The sequence below is a fragment of the Dactylosporangium thailandense genome (genome assembly GCF_059739745.1).
The window spans coordinates 1,241,613-1,261,461 of record NZ_AP029195.1 but is presented as its reverse complement, the minus strand read 5'-3'; the positions used below and the strand labels follow the sequence as shown (position 1 = coordinate 1,261,461).

Genomic DNA, 19,849 nt, shown 5'->3' with positions numbered 1-19,849 from the left:
AGGGGTCGTACCGCCATGCGAAGAACCCGCACGCTCGCACTCGCCCTCGGGGCCGTGGTCGCCGTCGGGGCGGCCGGGGCCGTGGCCATCGCCCTGCCCGCGTCCGCCGCCGCCGGGTGCCGGGTCGGCTACCAGATCAGCAGCTCCTGGCCCGGAGGGTTCGGGGCCAACGTGACGATCACGAACCTCGGGGACCCGATCTCCAACTGGACGGTCGTGTGGTCGTACTCGGCCGGCCAGACGGTCACCCAGGCGTGGAACGCCACGGTCACCCAGAGCGGCTCCACGGTGACCGCGAGGAACGCCGGGTACAACGGCTCGGTCGCCACCGGCGCGAGCGCGTCGTTCGGCTTCAACGGCTCGTGGACCGGCAGCAACCCGGTGCCGTCGAGCTTCACGCTGAACGGGACGGCCTGCACGGGTACCGTGACGAACTCCCCGACGCCGACCCCCTCGCGCACCAGCGCGTCCCCGACGCCCACGCCGACGTCGGGCAACCCTGGCGGCGTGCCCTCCGACGCCGCCTGGGTGGCGACGGGCGCCTGGGACCAGTGGACGAACAACGGGTACACCGTGATCAACGACGTCTGGGGCGGCGGCGCGGGGCCGCAGACCATCTGGGCGCGCACCGGGATGAACTGGGGCGTCGTGGCCGAGCACCCGCGCACGAGCGGGGTGAAGTCCTACCCGCACACCGGCAAGACGCTCAACCGGACCCTGAGCTCGCTGGGCTCGGTGCGCAGCACGTTCAACGTGTCCGTGGCCGCCGACGGCGACTACGAGACCGCGTACGACATCTGGGCGAACAACAACGCCTACGAGGTCATGATCTGGACCAACCAGCACGGCGCGGTCGGGCCGATCGCGGAGTCCTACGACTCCAACGGCGCGGTGCCCAACGCCCGCAACGTGAGCGTGGGCGGGCACACCTGGAACGTGTACCGCGGCTCGAACGGCGCCAACGCGGTGTTCTCGTTCGTGCGGACCGCCGGCACCGGCTCCGGCACCGTGGACGTGCTGGCCGTCATGAACTGGCTGCGCACCAACGGCTGGTGGGGCGACGTGACCGTGGGGCAGGTCCAGTTCGGCTTCGAGCTGAGCGGTACCGCCGGCAAGTCCAACTTCGTCTGCAACTCCTTCACGCTCGACTACAGCTGAGTTCGGCCGGGGCGGCGCTCCGGCGCCGCCCCGGGCGCCGGAAAAATGCGACGTTACCGGTCCTGAGCTGCGGGTAGTCGGAGGTCATGACGTTTCGCAAAGGCGACCATGTGACCTGGCGCAGCCACGGCAAGAAGGTCCACGGCACCGTCGAGCGGCGCATCACCTCGCGCACCGAGGCGGCCGGGCGGACGGTCGCGGCCTCCCCGGACGAGCCGCAGTACGAGGTGCGCAGCGACAAGACGGGCCGCACCGCCGTGCACAAGGAGGAGTCGCTCGACGATGACCGGTGACCCGTACGCCGAGTTCCGCGACGCGGTCAACATGACGGCGTCGGAGCTGGAGCGCTGGCTCGGCACCGAGGAGTCGAAGGCGGCCGGGCAGAGCAGCGGCGGCGGCGAGTCGGTGGGCCACGACAGCGGCCGGCGGATCGTGCGCATCCTGCACACGAAGCGGGCCGACCTGACCGACGCGGACGAGGCGCACATGCGCAAGGTCGTCGGGTACGTGCACCGCCACCTCGCCCAGCGCCCGTCCGGCGACGTCACGGACACCCGCTGGCGGCACTCGCTCATGAACTGGGGCCACGACCCGCTCAAGCGGTAGCGGCGCCGCCGGGGTCCGTCAGGAGCGGACCCCGGCGGCGGGCGGCTCAGGTGTTGACCGGGAAGCCCAGGGACAGGCCGCGCTGGCTCGGGTCGCTCCAGCGGGTCGTCACGACCTTGGCCCTCGTGAAGAAGTGCACGCCCTCGGTGCCGTGCGCGTGCACGTCGCCGAAGAGGGAGGACTTCCAGCCGCCGAAGGAGTAGTACGCCATCGGCACCGGGACGGGCACGTTGACGCCGACCATGCCGACCTGGATCTCGCGGCAGAAGCGGCGCGCGGCGCCCCCGTCGGCGGTGAAGATCGCGGTGCCGTTGCCGTACGGGTTGGCGTTGATCAGGGCCACGCCCTCCTCGTACGACGCGACGCGCACGACCGACAGGACCGGGCCGAAGATCTCGTCGGCGTAGACGGACATGCCGGGCTCGACGCCGTCGAGCAGGGTCGGGCCCACGAAGAAGCCCTCGCCCTCGGCGTCGTAGGCGCCGTCGCGGCCGTCGACGACCACCCGGGCGCCCGCGGCCTCGCCCGCCGCGATCGCGGACGTCACCCGGTCCCGGGCCGCGGCCGAGACCAGCGGGCCCATGTCGCAGCCGCGGCGGCCGTCGCCGGTGCGCAGGCTGCGGGCCCGCTCGGCGATCCGCTCGACCAGGTCGTCGGCCACCTCACCGACGGCGACGACCACCGAGATGGCCATGCAGCGCTGGCCGGCCGAGCCGAAGCCGGCGTTCACGGCCTGGTCGGCGGCCAGGTCCAGGTCGGCGTCGGGCAGCACCAGCATGTGGTTCTTGGCGCCGCCCAGGGCCTGCACGCGCTTGCCGTGGCGGCTGGCGGTCTCGTGGACGTACGACGCGACCGGGGTCGAGCCGACGAACGACACGGCGGCCACGTCGGGGTGCTCGAGCAGGGCGTCGACCGCCTCCTTGTCGCCGTTGACGACGTTGAAGACGCCGTCGGGCAGGCCGGCCTCCTGCCACAGGCGGGCCAGCCACAGGGCGGCGGTGGGGACCTTCTCGCTGGGCTTGAGCACGACGGTGTTGCCGGCCGCGATCGCGATCGGGAAGAACCACATCGGCACCATCGCCGGGAAGTTGAACGGGCTGATGATCACGACGGGGCCGAGCGGCTGGCGCAGGGAGTGCACGTCGACGGCGGTCGAGGCGTTCTCCGTGAAGCCGCCCTTGAGCAGGTGGGGCATGCCGCAGGCGAACTCGACGACCTCGCGGCCGCGGGCGACCTCGCCGCGGGCGTCGTCGAGGACCTTGCCGTGCTCGGCGGTGATGATCGCGGCGAGCTCGTCGGCGCGCTCGTTGAGCAGCTCGCGGAAGCGGAACAGCACCGTGGCGCGGCGGGCGAGCGAGGTCTCGCTCCAGTCGGCGAACGCGGCGGTCGCGGCCTTCACGGCGGCGTCGACCACGGCCCGGTCGGCAAGGCCGACGCGGGCGGTCTCGGCGCCGGTGGCCGGGTCGGTCACCGGGGCGGTGCGGCCGGCGGGGGCCGCCTCGGCCCCGGAGATCCAGTGCGGAACGGTGGTCATGTGGCGGCTCCCAGGCAGCGGCGGATGTGGGCGTGGACGGCGAGGACACGTTCGGCGCCGCGGACCATCGCGGGGTCGACCATGCGGCCGGTCGCGGTGACCGCGACGGCGCGCCCGCCGGCCCCGGCGGCGGCGAGGCTGTCGAGCAGCGCCTGTGCGGCGGCGACCTCCCCGGGGTCCGGGGCGAAGCCGGTCAGGATGGGCTCGACCTGCTTCGGGTGGACGGCGGTGCGGCCGAGGAAGCCCATCGCCCGGCCGGCGCGGCAGGAGGCGATCAGGCCCTCGGTGTCGGCGAGGTCGGTCCAGGCCGACATCATCGGCGCGGGCAGGCCGGCCGCACGGGCCGCGACGATCACCCGCGAGCGCGCCCAGACCAGGCCGTCGTCGGAGGTGACGCCGAGGTCGCTGCGCAGGTCCGCCTCGCCGAGCGCGAGCGCGGCGACCTGCGGGGCGCGGGCGATGTCGGCCGCGGCCTCGATGCTGACGGCCGACTCCAGCAGCGCGTGCACGGGCACCGGGCCGAGCGCGGCGACGACCCGCGCGACCTCGGCGGGCGACTCGACCTTGGGTACCCGGACCGAGTGCAGCCCGGCGACGTGGGCCAGGGCGGCCAGGTCGTCGTCGCCGCCCGGCGTGCCGACCCCGTTGACCCGCACCGAGATCCGGGCCCGGGCCGGCGGGTCGAGCCCGAGCAGCCAGGCGCGGACCGCGGCGCGGGCGGCGTCCTTGCCGCCGGCCGGGACCGCGTCCTCGAGATCCAGGATCACCACGTCCGCGGGGCCGGCCAGCGCCTTGCCGAACAGCGCCGGCCGGTCCCCGGGGACGTAGAGGGCGACCAGGTCGGGCGTCACGAGCCCGTGGGGCGGTGCAGGTAGCGGCCGCGCGGCTCCCCGGTGACCACGCCGTCGGTGAGCACCCGCATGCCGCGCACGAACGTGTCGGTGACGGCGGCGCTGAGCTCGAAGCCCTCGAACGGCGTGTACTCCTGCGCCGAGAGCGAGTCGGTGGCGCGGATCGTCCACGGATGGTCGTCGTCGAGCAGGCACAGGTCGGCGTCGAAGCCCTCCTTGATGGCGCCCTTCGAGGGCAGGCCGTAGCGCTGGGCCGGGTTCCACGCGGTGAGCGCGGCGATCCGGTCCCAGCCGAGGCCGCGCTTGCGTCCCTCGCTGACCAGGGCGGGCAGGAGGTACTCGGCGCCGCCGAAGCCGGACTTGGCCAGGAAGACGTCGTCGCGGTCGGCGCCGAACTTCTGCTCGTCGCGGCAGCAGGCGTGGTCGGAGACGACCCAGTCGAGCTCGCCGGCGAGCAGGTGCTCCCACAGCGCCTCCACGTCCTCGCGCGGGCGCAGCGGCGGGTTCACCTTGCCGCCGATGCCCGAGGCCGTGTGGATGTCGGCGACGAGGTGCCCGATGGTGACCTCGCGGCGGAAGTCGATGTGCGGGAACGTCCTGGCCATGAGCAGGGCGGCCGCGACGGCCTTCGCCGAGCTCAGGTGCAGCAGGTTGATCTTCGGCAGGCCGGTCTCGTGGGCGAGGTACGACGCGATCGAGATGGCCAGGCCCTCGGAGTGCGGCGGGCGGGAGGCGGAGTAGGCCTCGAGCCCGGTGAGGGTGCCGTCCTCCTCGACCAGCTTCGTGTAGGCCGCCATGATCTCGGCGGTCTCGCAGTGCAGGCTGAGCGAGATCGCCTCGGCCTTGTCGGGGAACTGCTCGCGGGCCTTCTGGATGCCGCGCATCACGAACTCGAAGTGGGCGATGTCGTACCGCTCGCCCTCGGGGGTCATCAGGAACTTCGACTGGTCCGAGGACCGCCCGTGCAGGCCGTGGCTGCCGTAGAACATGAAGATCTTGAAGGAGGTGACGCCGTGCCGCTCGACCAGCATCGGGATCTCGTCGATGTGCTCCTTGCTCATCGGGGCGAGATGGAAGGCGTAGTCGATGAAGGCGTTGCCCTCGGAGAGGCCGAGCACCTCGGGGAAGACCTCGGCGTAGGGGCCGCCCTTGTTGAGGTAGTACTGGCCGGTGCGCATGTAGTTCAGGCCGGTGGTGACCCCGCCCTGGGCCGCGGCCCGGCTCTCGGCCTCGGTGTCGACGTCGAGCGGGTTGTAGATGCCCCAGTGCTGGTGGGCGTCGACGACGCCGGGGAAGGCGAGCTTGCCGCCGCCGTCGACCACCTCGGCGGCGTCGGCGGTGTCCAGGCCTGCGGCGACCGCGACGATCTTGCCCTCGGCGATGCCGATGTCGGCCGGGACCGGCTCGGGAGCGTCGTGGGAGACCACCCGGACGTTTCGGACGATCAGGTCGTAGTGGGTCATGGTTGATGTCCTTCCGGGTTCACGGGTGGAGCAGGGTGCGCACGTCGGCGAGCGTGTCGAGGGCGAGCACGGCGGCGCGCAGCCGCTCGGCCTCGCCGGCCGGGAGGGCCGCGCCGGCGTTGTCGGCGAACTTGCGCCCGACCTCCTCGTCGGTCAGCGGCCACTGGTCGCCGCCGCGGTTGGCGAGCACCTCGACGGTCTCGGTGCGCCCGTCGCGCAGCCGCGCGGTGAGCACGGCCGGGAACTGGTGCGGGAAGATCGCGTCGCAGCGCGGGTCGGCCACGACGCTCACCTTCGCCATCAGCTCGCGGCGGGCCGGGTCGGCCGCCAGCGCGTCGGTGTAGTCCTCCAGCGCCGCGCCCAGGCCGCCGCCGCCGAACAGGCCGACGGTGACCGCGTACGGGGCCGAGAACTGCGCCTGGTAGCCCGTCGCGGGCGCGCGCTTGACCTCGATCGGCTCGCCGATGGTCCGGATGACCGGCCCGGGCACGCCGACCTCGACGGCCTCGACGTCGGCCGGGCGCACGCCGCGGCGGCGCAGCTCGGCGGCCGCGTCGACGGTCGTGTGGGTGAAGTGGTTGGCCGGGTAGGGCTTGAAGAAGATGCCGGGGACCGCCCACCGCTCGCCGAGCCCGTCGGTGACCTGGCCGGCGTCGAACGTGCCGTGCAGGAAGGCCTGGAAGAAGCCGAACCGGCCCTCCAGCGCCGTCGGCGGGCCGGTGAGGCCGCGGCGGGTCAGGTCGGCGGCGGTGACGGCGCTGTGCGCGGCCCAGCCGCAGTGCAGCCGCTTCACGGTGCCGCCGGTGCGGTTGGCCTCGATGATGCCGGAGGCCATCGAGGCGGCGACGCCGAGCGCGGACTGGATGCCGTCGGCGTCGAGGCCGTGCAGCATGGCCGCGGCGACCGCGCCGCCGAGCGCGCCGCAGATCGAGGTGGCGTGCTGGCCGTGCTCGAAGAAGGTCGAGTTGCCCGCGACCGGGTCGTAGCCGGCCATGCCGATGCGCACGCAGGTCTCGAGGCCGACCGCCACCGCGGCGAGCAGCGCGGCGCCCGGCGCGCCGACGGCCTCGGCCGCGGCGAGCGCGGCGGGCACGACGCCGGCGCTGGGGTGCAGGACCGACGGCAGGTGCGTGTCGTCGTAGTCGAGGGAGTGCGCGAGCGTGCCGTTGACGAGCGCCGCCAGGGCCGCCGGCACCCGCTCGGCGACGCCGATCGCGGTGGCCTCGGCCCGGCCGCCCTGGTCGGCCACGTAGCCGATGACGGCGCGGCTGGAGTCGAGGTCCTGGGCCCGCAGCGCCAGGCCCAGCGTGTCGAGGACCCGCAGCCGGGTGCTGGCCAGCACCGCGTCCGGCAGCCCGCCCGGCCGCGTCTCGGCCGCCAGCTCGGCGATCCGGCGGGAGAGCGTGGGCTCAGCCACGGGAGACCACCGCCAGCGGGCGGACCGGCGAGCCGGTGGCGCCGTACAGCTTCAGCGGCGACAGCACGAAGGTGAACCGGTGCACGCCGGCCGCCGCGAGGTCGTCGAGCACCATCGTCTCGATGATGTAGATGCCCCGCTCGACCAGCAGCACGCGGTGGGCCGGGAGGAGGCCGTGTCCGGCGCCGGGCTTGAGGCACTCGAAGGCGATGGTGTCGGCCCCGACGGCGTGCGGGCGATGCTCGGCGAGCCAGGTCGCGCCGTCCTCGCTGACGCCGGGCACACCGGTGTGCTGACCGACGTAGGCCGCGTAGTCGTCGAAGTGCCGGCCCCAGCCGCTGCGGATCAGTACGACATCGCCCTGCTGGATCGTGACGCCCTGGACCTTCGCGGTCAGCTCGAGGTTGGCCGGGGTGATCTCGTAGCCGCCCTCGATGCCCTCGGGCGAGCCGAGCGCGGCCGCGACGTCGAGCAGCACCCCGGGGCGCACCATCGGCTCGATGGTGTGCGCGCCGAGCGCGTCGAAGCGGCCGCCGACCGACGCCTCGCGGGCGTCGGACCCGTCGGCCAGCCGGCCGTCCTGGCTCACGTGGGCCAGCGCGTCGATGTGGGTACCGACGTGCGTGCCCATCGAGATCATGTCGTTCGCGGCCGAGCCGCCGTCGCCGCGGACCATGTCGCCGTGCCGCCGGGGCAGGGCGTGCCAGTACGGCGGGTGGTTGGGCGACTGCGGCATGCCGATGCGCAGCGTGCGGCCGAGGTCGTGGACCTCGACGCCGGCACTGACCGCGGCGATCAGCGGGTCGACGGACACGGGTTCTCCTCGCTCTTCGGGAATCGTCATGCCACGACCTGCCGTTTGCGCAGGTCCTCGACCCGTTCGGGGTCGTAGCCGAGGTCGGCCAGGACCTCTTCGGTGTCGGTGCCGAGGGGGCGCCCGGTGAAGCGGATGGATCCGGGGGACGCCGACATCCGCCACATCACGTTGTGCATGAGCACCGGGCCGAGCTCGTCGTCGTCGACCTCCGTGAGCATGCCGGTGGCCCGGACGTGCTCGTCCTCGACGAGGTCGCGCGCGGAGTAGATGGGCGCGACCGCCGCCCCGGCCTCGGTGAAGGCGCGCACCACCTCGGCGCGGTCCCGCTCGCGGACCCAGCCGCCGACGTAGGCGTCGATCTCGTCGGCGTGCCCGGCCCGGCCGCGGCCGGAGGCGAACCAGGGCTCGTCGATGACCTCGGGGTGCCCGACGAGGTGCATCACCCGCTCGGCGATGGACTGGGCGCTGGAGGACACGGCGACCCAGTGCCCGTCGCGGGTCTCGTACGTGTTGCGCGGCGCGTTGTTGGTCGAGCGGTTGCCGTGCCGGGTCTCGACCACGCCGAGCTGCTGGTAGGCCGTGGGGCCGGGCCCGACCGCGGTGGTCAGCGGGCTGAGCAGGTCGAGGTCGATCACCTGGCCCGCGCCCGTGCGCTCGCGGTGCAGCAACGCCATCGCGATCGCCGCGGAGGCGGCCACGCCGCAGATGCTGTCGGCCAGGCCGAACGCCGGGAGCGTGGGCGGGCCGTCGGCCGGGCCGGTGAGGTGCGCGAAGCCGCTCATCGCCTCGACCAGCGTGCCGAAGCCGGCGCGCTGCGCGTAGGGGCCGGTCTGGCCGAAGCCGGTGATCCGGGCGATGACGAGCCGCGGGTTGCGCTCGTGCAGGACGTCCGGCCCGAGGCCCCACTTCTCCAGCGTGCCCGGGCGGAAGTTCTCGACGAGCACGTCCGCGGTGGCGACGAGATCGAGCAGGACCGCGGCGCCCGCGGGGTCCTTGATGTTCAGCGCGACCGCGCGCTTGTTGCGCGAGATCTCCTTCCACCACAGGGCGACGCCGTCCTTGCTCGGCCCGTGGCCGCGCATGCCGTCGCCCTTGAGCGGGTGCTCGATCTTGATGACGTCGGCGCCGTAGTCGCCGAGGAGCTGACAGGCCAGCGGGCCGGCGAGGATGGTCGACAGGTCGATGACCCGCACGCCGGCGAGGGGGCCGGTGGCCGCCGCGCTCACCACGAGAGGATCCCGGTGCCGAGCAGCCGGCCGAAGGTCATCGCCGGGGTGGCGAGCATGCCGCCGCAGAAGGCGTTGCCCATGAACGCGCCCGAGCCGAGCAGCTCGCCGAGCGCGTAGAGGCCGGGCACGGCGGTGCCGTCGGGGCGCACGACGCGCAGCCCGGCGTCGACGGCCAGGCCGGCGGTCGAGGTGATCGACATGCCCTGCACGCGGATCGCGTAGAACGGCGCCTCGGCGAGCGGCAGCGGCCGGAAGCGGCGCCCGAGCGGGTCCTCGCCGTCGCGGTTCGCGTTGTACTCCTCGACGGTGGCGACCAGGTTGCCCGGGTCGATGCCGGCGGAGGCGGCCAGCGTGCGCAGGTCGTCGGCGACGTGGAACATGGGGTGGCGCCCGGCGTGCGCGCGCACGTCGTCGGCGCTCCAGCCGGGGATCATCGGCGGCGCCTCGCGCAGCATCCGCTCGTCGAACACGATGTAGCGGCGCAGGTCGGTCTGGCGCAGCAGCGCGTGCTCGCGCACGTCGACGCTGGGCTCGTCCTCGGCCACGAACCGGCGGCCCTCGACGTTGACGTAGATCTCCCAGGGCATGCGCATCTCGGGCCAGTGCACGGGCCGGCACAGCACCGGCGCCGGGAAGTCGTCGTGCTCGAGGACCGAGCCGAACGAGCACAGGTAGAGGTCGTGGTTGCGGGTGTAGCCGCCCGCGTCGACGCCCAGCCGGTGCCCGGCGCCCTTCGCGAAGCGGTAGGAGGCGTCGGCGTACGCGGGGACGCCGTTCATCTTCTCGAACAGCGCGGGGGTCGGCGTTGTAGCCGCCGGTGGCGAGCACGACGTTGGTGCCGTGGTGCTTTTCGCCGTCCGCGGTGACGACGCCGGTCACGCGGCCGCCCTGCGCCCCGGGGTCCTGGATGAGCCCGACGACCTCGGTGCCGAAGCGGGCGGTGACGGCGCCGCTGTCGATCAGCTCGCGGAACGGCGCGCGGATCGCGGCGAGGATGGAGCGGCCGAGGTCGGGGCCCCAGTAGTACCGGTCCTGGCTGTAGTGCTCGTGGTTCTGGCCCCGCACCGGGTGCTCGGGCAGCACCGGCATGCCGAGGTCGTCGAGGAGCCAGTCGATGGTCGTGGCGGCGTTCGAGACGGCCAGCCAGACCAGCTCGCGGTCGGCGGTGTCCTTGCTGATCCGGACGATGTCGGCGAGGTGCGACTCGGGCGTGTCCTCGATGCCCTTCGAGCGCTGCAGGCGGGTGCCGGCCGCGCTGAGCTGGCCGGTGGCCAGGTGCAGGGCCCCGCCTTCCTCGGGCGCGGCGTCGATGACCAGCACGCGCGCGCCGTTGCGCGCGGCGAAGATCGCGGTGGACATGCCGCCGGCGCCGGCTCCGACGACGATGACGTCCCAGCGTGTCCCTGGGGTGGTGTGCACCAGAACTCCTAGGTCGGGGTGTGCGGCCCGGGATGACCGGGCCGCACACGGGTGATCGGCTGGGCTAGCCGGCGATCTTGTAGTCCTTGGCGTCCTTGATGACGGCGTCGTGGTCGAAGGTGTTGATGTCCTTGATCAGCGAGCCGTCGAAGACCTCGGAGACGTTCGGCTCCTTCTTCACCTGGCCGGTCGACACCGCCCAGGTCGCCGCCTTCTTGAGCTGCTCGTCGGAGAGCTGGCCCCACGCCGGCCAGGACGACGGGTCGCCGGTCTGCGGGGTGGAGGTGGTCATCCACGCCTTGAGCAGGGTCACCAGCTCGGCGCGGCGCTTGGCGGTGTCGCCGCCGCTGCCGGCCAGCTCGGGGAAGGTCTTCAGGCCCATGTCCACCGCGGCCTCGGGGTTGAGCCGGGCGAACATCAGGCCCTTGTAGGCGGCGCGGGTGTACTTCACCGCGAGGTCCTTGTCCTTGCCGCTGAGCGTCTTGGCGCTGACGGTGAAGGAGATGCTCGGCATGCCGTCGAACAGGGCCGGGTTGGTGAGGTAGCTGAACTTCATGCCGATCTGCTCGAGCTGGGAGAACAGCTCGGCGTAGAGGGCGATCGCGTCGACCTGGCCGCTGTCGAGGGCGGCCTTGGCCTGGGTGCCCTGGCCGACCGGGAGGATCTTGACGTCCTTGTCCGGGTCGATGCCGTTCTCGTGCAGGAACGAGCGGGTGAACAGGTTCGAGCCCGAGGCCAGCGAGATGACGCCGATCTTCTTGCCCTTGAGGTCGGCGGGCGAGCTGATGCTCTTGCCGGCCGGGATGCCGATCTTCCACGGGAACGAGGTGTTGATCGAGCCGATCGTGCGGACCTGGACGCCCTGCTCGACCGCGGCCATGGTCGAGGCGACCTCGGCGTTGGTGGCCAGCGCGTCACCGGAGGCGATGACCTGCAGCGCCGCCGAGGAACCGTTGGCCGTCTTCAGGTTGGCCTCGAGCCCCTCCGCCTTGAAGTAGCCCATCTGCTTGGGGACCGCGTAGAGGGCGATCTGGGTCGAGCCCGGGACGGTGGCCGTGGTGACGTAGTTGACCGAGGTGAGGCCGCCGGGGGCGCTGCTGCCGGTGTCCGATGAGCCACCACAGGCCGATGCGGCGAGCGCTAAGGCCGCGAGGGCGGCGGTCAGCGCGAGGGGACGACGAAACATGGTTCTCCCTTGGATGGGCGGGGATTAGCGGCGCGCGACGATCAGGCCGATGCGGCCCGCGGACGACTGCCCGGTCACCAGGCGGCGGCCGGTGGGGATGAGTTCGCGGCTGACCCGATCGGGTTCGAAGCCGGCGCGCGCGGCCATGGCCTCGAGGTCGAGCGTGCGGACGGTGCTCCAGAACGGCTCGTTGTTGTTGGTGGTGTCCCACTCGACGAGGAACTGGGCGAAGGGGTCCATCGTGGTGAACGGCGGGTACTCCGCGTGGATCATCAGGCCGCCCGGTTTGAGCAGCCGGAAGCTCTCGGTGAGGATGTTCTGCACGGCCTTGGTGCTGGTCTCGTGGAGCAGGATGTGCGACACGACGAGGTCGAAGCTGCCGGCCGGGTAACCGGTCGCCTCCGCGTCGCGCTGGGCGAAGTGCACGGGCAGGCCGAACGAGGCCGCCCGGGCGTGGGCGTAGCGCAGCATCGGGGCGGCGACGTCGATCGCGTGCACCTCGGCCTCGGGGTAGCGCTCGGCGTACGGCAGCGTGCTGTGCCCGACGGAGCAGCCCATGTCGAGGATCGCGGCCGGCGCGAGGCCGGGGTGGTGCACGTCGAGGTAGTGCTCGATGACCGAGCGGCCCTTGTCGTCGTTGGCCGCGCCGAGCTGGCCGGCGGCGTAGATGTAGACGCCGCGGTCGTAGAGCGCGCCGGCGGTGAGGTCGTCAGGCCCGGTCTCGCGGTAGTAGCCGGTGGGCATGCAGTGGATGTCGACGGTCTGCAGGTACGCCGGAATCCGCACCGACGCGTCCAGGGTCAGCGACCCCGTGCTGCCCAGCAGGGAGCCGGCGACGCCGGTCAGGCGGCTCAGCTGCCGGGCGGTGCTGTCGGCGACCAGCGCCCACATCTGCTCCTGGCCGCTGCGGCGCAGGGCGCTCCACATCTGGGTCGCCGGGTCCTCGGCCATCAGCTCGCCGATGACGTGCCGGCTGGTGGGGGCCGCGCCGTGCGCCCTGGCGTAGGCGGGCGCGATCTCGGTCTCGTACCGCTGACGGATACGGGCGGCGACGTCGTAGGCGAGCCGCGTCTTGAGGTCCCAGATCTCCTGCTGGCGGTAGGCCTCGCCCACGTTGGGCGCGGCGAGGACGGCGTGCTCGAGCTGCCCGTCGGCGAGCCTGTTCATCGCGACTCCTTGGTGAGTTCCTCGACAACGCGGCCGAGGGCGACCGAGTCCTCGCCGGGGTCCCGGCCCTCGAGGACGGCGACGCGGCGCTGGAGCACGCCGATCTCCTGGCCGAGCACGACGATCGCGGCCAGCAGCCGGTCGGTGTGGGCGTCGCCGAGGTAGACGGGGCGCTCGCCGCGCCGGGTCTTCACGCGCCCTGCCCGGGCGTGTAGTCGTGCAGCACCTCGGCGACGGTGTCCGTGGTCCAGCCCTGCTTGAACGCGTAGGCGGCGAACGGCTCCACGTCCCGCAGCGGCGCGAGGTCCTCGTTCACCGCGTCGTGGATCGTGAGGTGCGGCTTGCCCCGGAACACGTCGCCGGTGCGCACGTCCGACAGCTTCAGGCCGAGCAGGCTGGTGCGGGTCGGGATGGTCGGCGACGGCGAGGGCTGGTGCGACAGCAGGAAGCCGCGGTTGCCGTACGCCGGCATCTGCGACGCCTCGATCGCCTCGGTGATCTCGATGCCGACGTCGAGCACCGGCGCGCCGAGCCGGCTGACCGAGCCGGACAGCTTGGTGCCCGGCCCGATGGGGCCCATCGCCGGATTGTACGGATTGATGTGTGTTCGCCGGACTTCGCCGATCTTCTTGCCCCAGCCCATCACGGTGCCGAACCCCATCGACCAGTCCTCGGTCACCCAGATGAAGGTGCTGAACCGGCCGGGCTCGCCGCGGTGGGTGGCGTAGAAGCCGACGATGCCCTCGCCGTACTGCGTGCGGCGCGGCGCCGTGAACGCCTGGTCGGGCTCGCCGTCGCTGACCTTGACCATGTCGGCCACGAATGCGAAGCCGACGCCGTCCTCGACGGGCTCCAGCGGCTCGGGGAGGTAGCGGCGGGCCAGGTCGGCGCCGGCGCGGAACAGCACGCGGATGGCGTCCGAGCCGATGTGGTGCGGGGGTGGTTCGACGAGGCTCGCGGATCCTGTGGGCGAGAGCGGGTTGGTGAAACCTCGCAGCTGCATCGAGACCACCTCGTGTTCCTCGGGTCTTGTTCCTCTGAGCGAAACGCCGTTTCTCCTGTGAGGCCAGACGCTAGACACGCCCCACTGGCGGCGTCAAGGGGTTACGAGCGCCTTTACTCAGCGGAAACAAGCTTGGCAAGAAAGCCCGCCCGGACTCTTGACGCGATCCGAGACCGATGCTTAGCGTTTCGCAAAGCGGTAAGTCGTACCGCCCAGATGAACGATCCCCCCGAATCGAAGGACAGCCCGTGACGTCAGCAGCCAACGTGGCCCGCGCGGCCACCGACGGCGACCTCGACTCGCGCTGGATCGAGGCCACCCACCTCGAGAAGGTCTACCGACCGCGCAAGTCCGCGCCGACCCATGCCCTCTCGGACGTCTCGTTCGCCGCCCGCCGCGGCGAGTTCGTCTCCATCGTCGGCCCCTCGGGCTGCGGCAAGACCACTCTGCTGAAGATCCTTGCGGGCCTGATCCCCTACACCGACGGCGAGACCAAGATCGCCGGCAACCGGGTCAGCGGCCCGGACAAGGGCGTCGGGATGGTGTTCCAGGCGGCGACCCTGCTGCCGTGGCGCACGATCCTGGAGAACGTCATGGTGCCGGTCGAGATCCAGAAGCTCGACCGCAAGTCGCACGAGGTCCGCGCCCGCGCGCTGCTCGAGCTGGTCGGCCTGGACGGCTTCGAGAACAAGTACCCCGGCGAGCTCTCCGGCGGCATGCAGCAGCGGGCCGGCATCTGCCGCGCGCTCGTGCACGACCCCGCCGTGCTGCTGCTCGACGAGCCCTTCGGCGCGCTCGACGCGATGACCCGCGAATACATGAACCTCGAGCTGCTGCGCATCTGGCAGGAGAGCCGCAAGACGGCCATCCTCGTCACGCACTCGATCCCCGAGGCGGTGTTCCTCTCCGACCGGGTCATCGTGATGACCCCGCGGCCGGGCCGGATCGCCGAGGTCATCGACATCGACCTGCCCCGCCCGCGCGAGCTGCGGATGATGGCCTCCGACGACGCCGGGGTCTACGTCGAGCGGATCCGCGCGTACTTCAACAGCGCCGGCGTCATCGACTGAGGACGGACAACCATGACAACGCAGACCGTCGTCCCGCCCGGCGCGGGGCAGCGCCAGCCGCTCGCGGCCCCGCGACGCCGCCGTAGCCTGATCCCCGATCTGCACGAACGGCCCGAGTTCGCGCTGGTGCCGATCGTGTTCGTCGTCGTGATGGCCGCCTGGGAGTTCGTGCCGGGGTGGTTCGGCGTCGACGAGTTCGTGCTCCCCCGGCCCAGCCAGATCGTCGAGATCTTCTTCAACCAGCTCGGCGAGGCCGCGTTCTGGCACAACATGTGGGTCACCGTGCAGGAGGCCGGCCTCGGCTTCGTGATCGCCGTCGTGGTCGCGGTCCTGATCGGCACCGCCGTCGCCCAGATCACCCTGCTCGAGCGCACCGTGCTGCCGTACATCGTGGCGTTCCAGTCGGTGCCGAAGGTCGCCCTGGCCCCGATGTTCGTCGTGTGGTTCGGCTTCGGGCTGGCCTCCAAGATCGTGATGGCGACGATCATCGCCTTCTTCCCGATCCTCATCAACGTCATCGCGGGCCTCAAGTCCGCGGACAACGACAAGATCGAGATGCTGACCTCCTTCGGGGCGAGCCGCTTCCAGGTCTTCCGGATGGCCCGCTTCCCCAGCGCCCTGCCGTACATCTTCGCCGGCCTGCAGAGCGGTGTCGTCTTCTCGATTCTCGGCGCCATCGTGGGCGAGTACATCGGCGCCCAGGAGGGCCTCGGCTACCAGTTGATGCAGGCCAACTACCGCTTCGACATCCCGGCGATGTTCGCGGTCCTCATCGTGCTGTCGATCATGGGCATGATCGCCCATGGCGTCGTGAAGCTGGCCCAGCGTAAATTCGTATTCTGGTCCGGCGATGAGAGCAAGCGGGGGACGTGATGTCGCTAGCGGAGGTCCAGTCGACGCGGGAGCCGACGTCGGGTCTCGAGCGCGTGCTCAAGGTGATCTACGCGGTGTCGGCGGCCGGTTCCGGCGGCATCGGGGTCTCGGCCCTGGCCCGCGAGATCGACCAGCCCAAGGCGGTCGCGCACCGGCTGCTCAAGGGTCTCGCGGCCGACGGGTTCCTCGCCTTCGACGACGCCACCAAGTGCTACCGGCTCGGGACCGGCGCGCTCGCGATCGGCATGGCCGCGCTGCGCCAGACCAACGTCCAGCAGACCGCCCGCCCGATCCTCGAGCGCCTGGTCCGTGAGACGCAGGAGACCGCGACCCTCTCGCTCAAGCAGGGCGACAGCCGGATCTACGTCGACCAGGCGCTCTCGCCGCAGGAGATCCGCATGTCGGTGACCATGGGCGTCGCCTACCCGCTGCACGCCGGGGCGTCCTCCAAGGCCATCCTCGCGGCGATGCCGGACAGCTCGATCGACGACTACCTGGCCTCCCACTCCCTCAACCTGCTGACGTCGGCCACCATCGCCGGCCGCCACGAGCTGCTGCAGGAGATCGTGCAGATCCGCGAGCGCGGCTACGCCATCAGCGCGGGTGAGCGCGACGCCGGCGCCGCGAGCGTCGCCGCCGCGGTGCTCGGCATGGCCGGCGGCGTGCTCGGCTCCATCTCGGTCTGCGGGCCGGTCGGCCGCTTCGAGGCCACCGACATCCAGCGCCTCGGCGCGCTGGTCCGGGCGGGCGCGCAGGAGGTCTCGCGCGCCGTCGGCCACGTCGCCTGACCCATTTCCGGAAGGCTTTTTTCGATGCACCGTGCCTATTTTCAGACCTCGCATGGGCAGATTCACGCCCGCGTAGCCGGCGAGGCCGGTCCGAACATCGTCCTGCTGCACGAGAGCCCGCTCTCCTCGTTCGTGTACGACGACGTCCTGCCCCTGCTCGCCCCCTGGGCCCGCGCCCTGGCCCCGGACACGCTCGGCTACGGCATGTCCGACGCCCCGACCCAGCGCCTCGACATCCCCGGCTACGCCGAGCCGGTCGTCGAGCTGCTGCGCACGCTGGACGGCTCCGCGGTGATCGTCGGCTCGCACACCGGGGCCAGCATCGCCATCGAGGCCGCGCACCAGGCCCCCGAGCTCGTCTCCGGGCTCGTGCTGCTGGGCATCGCGACCTACACGCCCGAGCAGCAGCGCGACCGGCGGCAGAACTGGGCGCCGGACGAGCCGGTCACCGAGGAGGCCACCCATCTGCTGTCGGCGTGGCAGCGGTACCAGGGACTGTGGCGCGGCTGCGACCTGCAGACGCGGCAGCGGGCGGTCTGGACGATGCTGGGCTCGCTCGATCGCTACCACTGGGCCTACAACTCGGCGTTCGAGTACGACCCGCTCACCCCGCTGTCGCAGCTCACCTGCCCGGTGCTGTGCGTCGCGGCCGACGGCGAGTTCCTGGAGGAGGGCACCCGGCGCGCGGCCGAACGCCTCGGCCTGCCCTACGAGGTGGTCCCCGACTGCATCGGCCAGATCCCGGTCCGCCAGCCCAAGGTCTGCGCCGAGCTGATCGAGCGGTTCGTCGATGGACTGTAGGAAGGTGCAGGACGCGGCGCTGCGGGCCACCGTCGCCCGGCTCGCGTCCGCGCACCCGTTCTACCGCGAGCACTGGGCCGGCATCGACCTGACGGCCGTGCGCGGCATCGACGACCTTCCGCTGCTGCCGCTGACCACCAAGACGATGTTCACGGCCGAGCCCGAGCGGTTCCGGCTGGAGCCCGACGGCTCGCCCGAGCGGCAGCTGTGGGACATCGCGTACACCTCCGGCTCGACCTCCGCCCCCGCGCCGATCTACCAGTCGGCGTACGACTTCCACGCGATCCTGGCCGCCCAGGTGCGCATGGCCGAGATCCGCGGCATGCGCGGCGACGACCGGATCGCCAACCTCTACCCGCTCACCCCGCAGCCGCACGGCGCCTGGACCCGGGCGAACCACGCCGCCGCGGTGCTCGGCGCGACCGTCGTGTGCGGGATGAGCGGCACGAGCCCTTGGTTCGAGGTGACCCGGCGCCTGCCCGAGGTTGCGGACCTGCTCGTCGCCGCCCGGCCGACGGTGCTCTGGGGCGTGCCGAGCTACGTGCGCCGGGTCGTCGACGAGGTCACCAGCCGCGGCGGCACCCTGGCCGACGTGCGCATGCTCGCCATCAGCGGCGAGGCCGTCACGCCGGCGATGGCCGCCCAGCTCGCGGAGCTGCTGGCCGCCGCCGGGGCCCCGGACGTCGTGATCTCCAACAGCCTCGGGGCGTCGGAGCTGCAGTACGGCCTCGTCGAGTGCGTCCCCGGCACCGGGTTCCACAACCCGATGCCCGAGCTGCTGCACATCGACGCCGTCGACGACGACGGCCTCCCGGTGCCGCCCGGGACGCCCGGTGCCCTGACGATGACCCACCTCGACCGGCACGGCACGGTGCTCGTGCGCTACCTGCTCGGCGACCGCGTCGAGGTCGCCCACGACGCCTGCCCGCACTGCGGCCGGCTCGGCGGGCGGGTGGTCGCGCACCACGGGCGCTCGGGCCGCTCGCTCAAGATCAAGGGCCAGCTCGTGGACACGACGGCACTCGAGGCCGCCATTGCCGCGGTACCGGGCGTGGCCGACCACCGCGCCGTCGTACGCCGGCTCGACCCGGCCGACCCGCTCTCCGGCGACGAGCTGGTCGTCCAGGTCTGCGGCTCCACCCCGGCCGATCGCGTGGCGGCGGCCGTCAAGCTCGCGACCCGCGTCACGCCCGTCGTCGAGTTCACGACCGCCGATGCCCTCTTCCCCGCCGACGAGCGCATGAAGCCGCGCCGGTTCATCGACGAACGCCCCTCATTGGAGTCCCGCACATGAGCACGCCCGCGATCGACATCGTCTGCAACCTGTTCACGCCCGAGGTGGTCGCCTCCCGGCCCGCGTGGAACAAGCAGTTCCTCGGCGGCAAGGTCAACGCCTCCGAGCACACCCTCGCGGGCCTGACCGTCGAGCAGCACCTTGCGGCGCTCGACGCCGCGAACGTCGAGCACGCGCTGCTGATCGCGCCGAAGATGGGCCGCGAGGGGCTCTCCGAGTCGTGGCGGCTGGACCCGATGCGGGTCGTCGAGCTGGTGCAGGCGCACCCGGACCGCTTCAGCGGGCTCGTCGGCATCGACCCCTTCGAGGGCATGAAGGGCGTGCGCGAGCTGGAGCTGATGGTGCGGGAGTACGGCATGGTGGGGGCGCACATCTACCCGCACTGGTTCGAGCTCGCCCCGGACCACGCGCGCTACTACCCCTTCTACGCCAAGTGCGCCGAGCTCGGCGTGCCGGTGCAGATGCAGGTCGGGCACTGCCTGCGGTACAGCCACGACCACCCGCTGCCGTCGGTCGGCCGGCCGATCCTGCTCGACACGCTCGCCTGCCACTTCCCGGAGCTGAAGATCATCGGGATCCACGTCGGGTGGCCGTGGACGGAGGAGATGATCGCCGTGTCGTACAAGCACCCCAACGTGTACATCGGCATCGACGCCTACGCGCCCAAGTACCTCGACCCGAAGCTCGTGAGCTACCTCAACGGGTGGGGCGCGGACAAGGTCATGTTCGGCACCGACTTCCCGGTCATCCCGCACGCGCGGGCCCGCGAGGAGATCGCCGCCTGGAACCTGCGCCCCGAGTCCGAGGCGAAGCTGATGCGGGAGAACGCGCTGAAGGTGTACGACCTGAAGATCTGAGCCCGCCCCAGCGCCCGGGCGGCACCGTTGCCGTGCCACCTCGGGCGGTCACCGCCGTGCACGCTCGGCCTGTCGCCGCTGGCGTACTCGCTCGCGGTGGCCCGGGGCGGGGGTCCTGTCCGTGGCGTGCGGGGCGGCCGGCCTGCTCGCCGTCATGGCTCCGGCGGTCCGCCGGGCATCATTGCGGGCGAGCGCGTCGGCCGCGTCGGCCGGCCCGAGGTTCTGGCCGGACGTCGCCGTCCCGGCTCGCCGCCGGCCGGCACGTGCGGAGGACGACAGTCCAATGTGGTCGCCCGGCGCCACGGGCCCGGCATCC

20 protein-coding genes and 1 pseudogene are annotated in these 19,849 nt (G+C 72.3%); 9 read left to right on the top strand and 12 right to left on the bottom strand.

From position 1 onward, the window contains the following. Window positions 1-15 precede the first annotated feature (15 nt). The 3 genes from AC6JBM_RS05365 (at window position 16) to AC6JBM_RS05355 (ending at window position 1,764) form a co-directional block, all read left to right on the top strand. Window positions 16-1,158, top strand: a complete 1,143-nt coding sequence (locus AC6JBM_RS05365) for a glycoside hydrolase family 12 protein (protein WP_497982512.1) — start codon at window positions 16-18, stop codon at window positions 1,156-1,158. A gap of 86 nt (window positions 1,159-1,244) precedes the next feature. After that, window positions 1,245-1,451 (top strand): hypervirulence associated TUDOR domain-containing protein, encoded by a 207-nt coding sequence (locus AC6JBM_RS05360; RefSeq protein WP_497982511.1) that lies wholly within the window; start codon window positions 1,245-1,247, stop codon window positions 1,449-1,451. Beyond that, window positions 1,441-1,764, top strand: a complete 324-nt coding sequence (locus AC6JBM_RS05355) for a DUF3140 domain-containing protein (protein ID WP_497982510.1) — start codon at window positions 1,441-1,443, stop codon at window positions 1,762-1,764. Before AC6JBM_RS05360 ends, AC6JBM_RS05355 begins: the two co-directional genes overlap by 11 nt. Window positions 1,765-1,810: 46 nt before the next feature. Here AC6JBM_RS05355 and AC6JBM_RS05350 read toward each other — a convergent pair whose 3' ends face one another. From AC6JBM_RS05350 to AC6JBM_RS05295, 12 genes and pseudogenes are all read right to left on the bottom strand, one after another. After that, complete coding sequence (locus tag AC6JBM_RS05350) at window positions 1,811-3,298, bottom strand: CoA-acylating methylmalonate-semialdehyde dehydrogenase (protein WP_497982509.1); 1,488 nt, start codon at window positions 3,296-3,298, stop codon at window positions 1,811-1,813. Next, window positions 3,295-4,149 (bottom strand): HpcH/HpaI aldolase/citrate lyase family protein, encoded by an 855-nt coding sequence (locus tag AC6JBM_RS05345; protein WP_497982508.1) that lies wholly within the window; start codon window positions 4,147-4,149, stop codon window positions 3,295-3,297. The genes AC6JBM_RS05350 and AC6JBM_RS05345 overlap by 4 nt, the downstream gene beginning before the upstream one ends. Then, window positions 4,146-5,612 carry a dihydroorotase gene (locus AC6JBM_RS05340; RefSeq protein WP_497982507.1) on the bottom strand — a complete coding sequence of 489 codons (1,467 nt, stop codon included), beginning with the start codon at window positions 5,610-5,612 and terminating at the stop codon, window positions 4,146-4,148. The genes AC6JBM_RS05345 and AC6JBM_RS05340 overlap by 4 nt, the downstream gene beginning before the upstream one ends. A gap of 19 nt (window positions 5,613-5,631) precedes the next feature. After that, entirely contained in the window at window positions 5,632-7,029 is a 1,398-nt protein-coding gene (locus tag AC6JBM_RS05335) for an MmgE/PrpD family protein (protein ID WP_497982506.1), read from the bottom strand. Next, window positions 7,022-7,873 (bottom strand): cyclase family protein, encoded by an 852-nt coding sequence (locus AC6JBM_RS05330; protein WP_497982505.1) that lies wholly within the window; start codon window positions 7,871-7,873, stop codon window positions 7,022-7,024. Before AC6JBM_RS05330 ends, AC6JBM_RS05335 begins: the two co-directional genes overlap by 8 nt. Continuing rightward, on the bottom strand, window positions 7,870-9,072 hold the full coding sequence (locus AC6JBM_RS05325) for a CaiB/BaiF CoA transferase family protein (protein ID WP_497986418.1): 1,203 nt from the start codon (window positions 9,070-9,072) through the stop codon (window positions 7,870-7,872). The genes AC6JBM_RS05330 and AC6JBM_RS05325 overlap by 4 nt, the downstream gene beginning before the upstream one ends. Continuing rightward, complete coding sequence (locus AC6JBM_RS05320; protein WP_497982504.1) at window positions 9,069-9,854, bottom strand: FAD-binding protein; 786 nt, start codon at window positions 9,852-9,854, stop codon at window positions 9,069-9,071. Before AC6JBM_RS05320 ends, AC6JBM_RS05325 begins: the two co-directional genes overlap by 4 nt. Before the next feature lie 73 nt (window positions 9,855-9,927). Beyond that, window positions 9,928-10,434 (bottom strand): annotated as a pseudogene (locus tag AC6JBM_RS05315) (FAD-binding protein); the annotation flags it as partial. A gap of 124 nt (window positions 10,435-10,558) precedes the next feature. Next, window positions 10,559-11,680, bottom strand: a complete 1,122-nt coding sequence (locus AC6JBM_RS05310) for an ABC transporter substrate-binding protein (RefSeq protein ID WP_497982503.1) — start codon at window positions 11,678-11,680, stop codon at window positions 10,559-10,561. 24 nt (window positions 11,681-11,704) lie between these two features. Next, window positions 11,705-12,847, bottom strand: a complete 1,143-nt coding sequence (locus AC6JBM_RS05305) for a class I SAM-dependent methyltransferase (protein WP_497982502.1) — start codon at window positions 12,845-12,847, stop codon at window positions 11,705-11,707. Then, window positions 12,844-13,041: a hypothetical protein gene (locus AC6JBM_RS05300; protein ID WP_497982501.1), complete on the bottom strand. Its 198-nt coding sequence runs from the start codon at window positions 13,039-13,041 to the stop codon at window positions 12,844-12,846. Before AC6JBM_RS05300 ends, AC6JBM_RS05305 begins: the two co-directional genes overlap by 4 nt. Next, window positions 13,038-13,850 carry an acetoacetate decarboxylase family protein gene (locus AC6JBM_RS05295; RefSeq protein WP_497982500.1) on the bottom strand — a complete coding sequence of 271 codons (813 nt, stop codon included), beginning with the start codon at window positions 13,848-13,850 and terminating at the stop codon, window positions 13,038-13,040. Before AC6JBM_RS05295 ends, AC6JBM_RS05300 begins: the two co-directional genes overlap by 4 nt. A 248-nt stretch (window positions 13,851-14,098) precedes the next feature. On the opposite strand from AC6JBM_RS05295, the gene AC6JBM_RS05290 reads away from it, so the two are divergent. Genes AC6JBM_RS05290 through AC6JBM_RS05265 form a run of 6 tightly spaced genes read left to right on the top strand, consistent with a single transcriptional unit; the run spans window position 14,099 to window position 19,533 of the window. Continuing rightward, window positions 14,099-14,920 carry an ABC transporter ATP-binding protein gene (locus tag AC6JBM_RS05290; protein WP_497982499.1) on the top strand — a complete coding sequence of 274 codons (822 nt, stop codon included), beginning with the start codon at window positions 14,099-14,101 and terminating at the stop codon, window positions 14,918-14,920. 12 nt (window positions 14,921-14,932) lie between these two features. Then, window positions 14,933-15,793, top strand: coding sequence for an ABC transporter permease (locus AC6JBM_RS05285; protein WP_497982498.1), 861 nt, complete (start codon window positions 14,933-14,935; stop codon window positions 15,791-15,793). Further along, complete coding sequence (locus AC6JBM_RS05280) at window positions 15,793-16,581, top strand: IclR family transcriptional regulator (RefSeq protein WP_497986417.1); 789 nt, start codon at window positions 15,793-15,795, stop codon at window positions 16,579-16,581. Before AC6JBM_RS05285 ends, AC6JBM_RS05280 begins: the two co-directional genes overlap by 1 nt. Before the next feature lie 24 nt (window positions 16,582-16,605). Further along, window positions 16,606-17,382 (top strand): alpha/beta fold hydrolase, encoded by a 777-nt coding sequence (locus AC6JBM_RS05275; protein ID WP_497982497.1) that lies wholly within the window; start codon window positions 16,606-16,608, stop codon window positions 17,380-17,382. Continuing rightward, entirely contained in the window at window positions 17,372-18,676 is a 1,305-nt protein-coding gene (locus AC6JBM_RS05270) for a phenylacetate--CoA ligase family protein (RefSeq protein WP_497982496.1), read from the top strand. The genes AC6JBM_RS05275 and AC6JBM_RS05270 overlap by 11 nt, the downstream gene beginning before the upstream one ends. Then, window positions 18,673-19,533 carry an amidohydrolase family protein gene (locus AC6JBM_RS05265; protein WP_497982495.1) on the top strand — a complete coding sequence of 287 codons (861 nt, stop codon included), beginning with the start codon at window positions 18,673-18,675 and terminating at the stop codon, window positions 19,531-19,533. Before AC6JBM_RS05270 ends, AC6JBM_RS05265 begins: the two co-directional genes overlap by 4 nt. The last annotated feature ends 316 nt before the right edge of the window (window positions 19,534-19,849 follow it).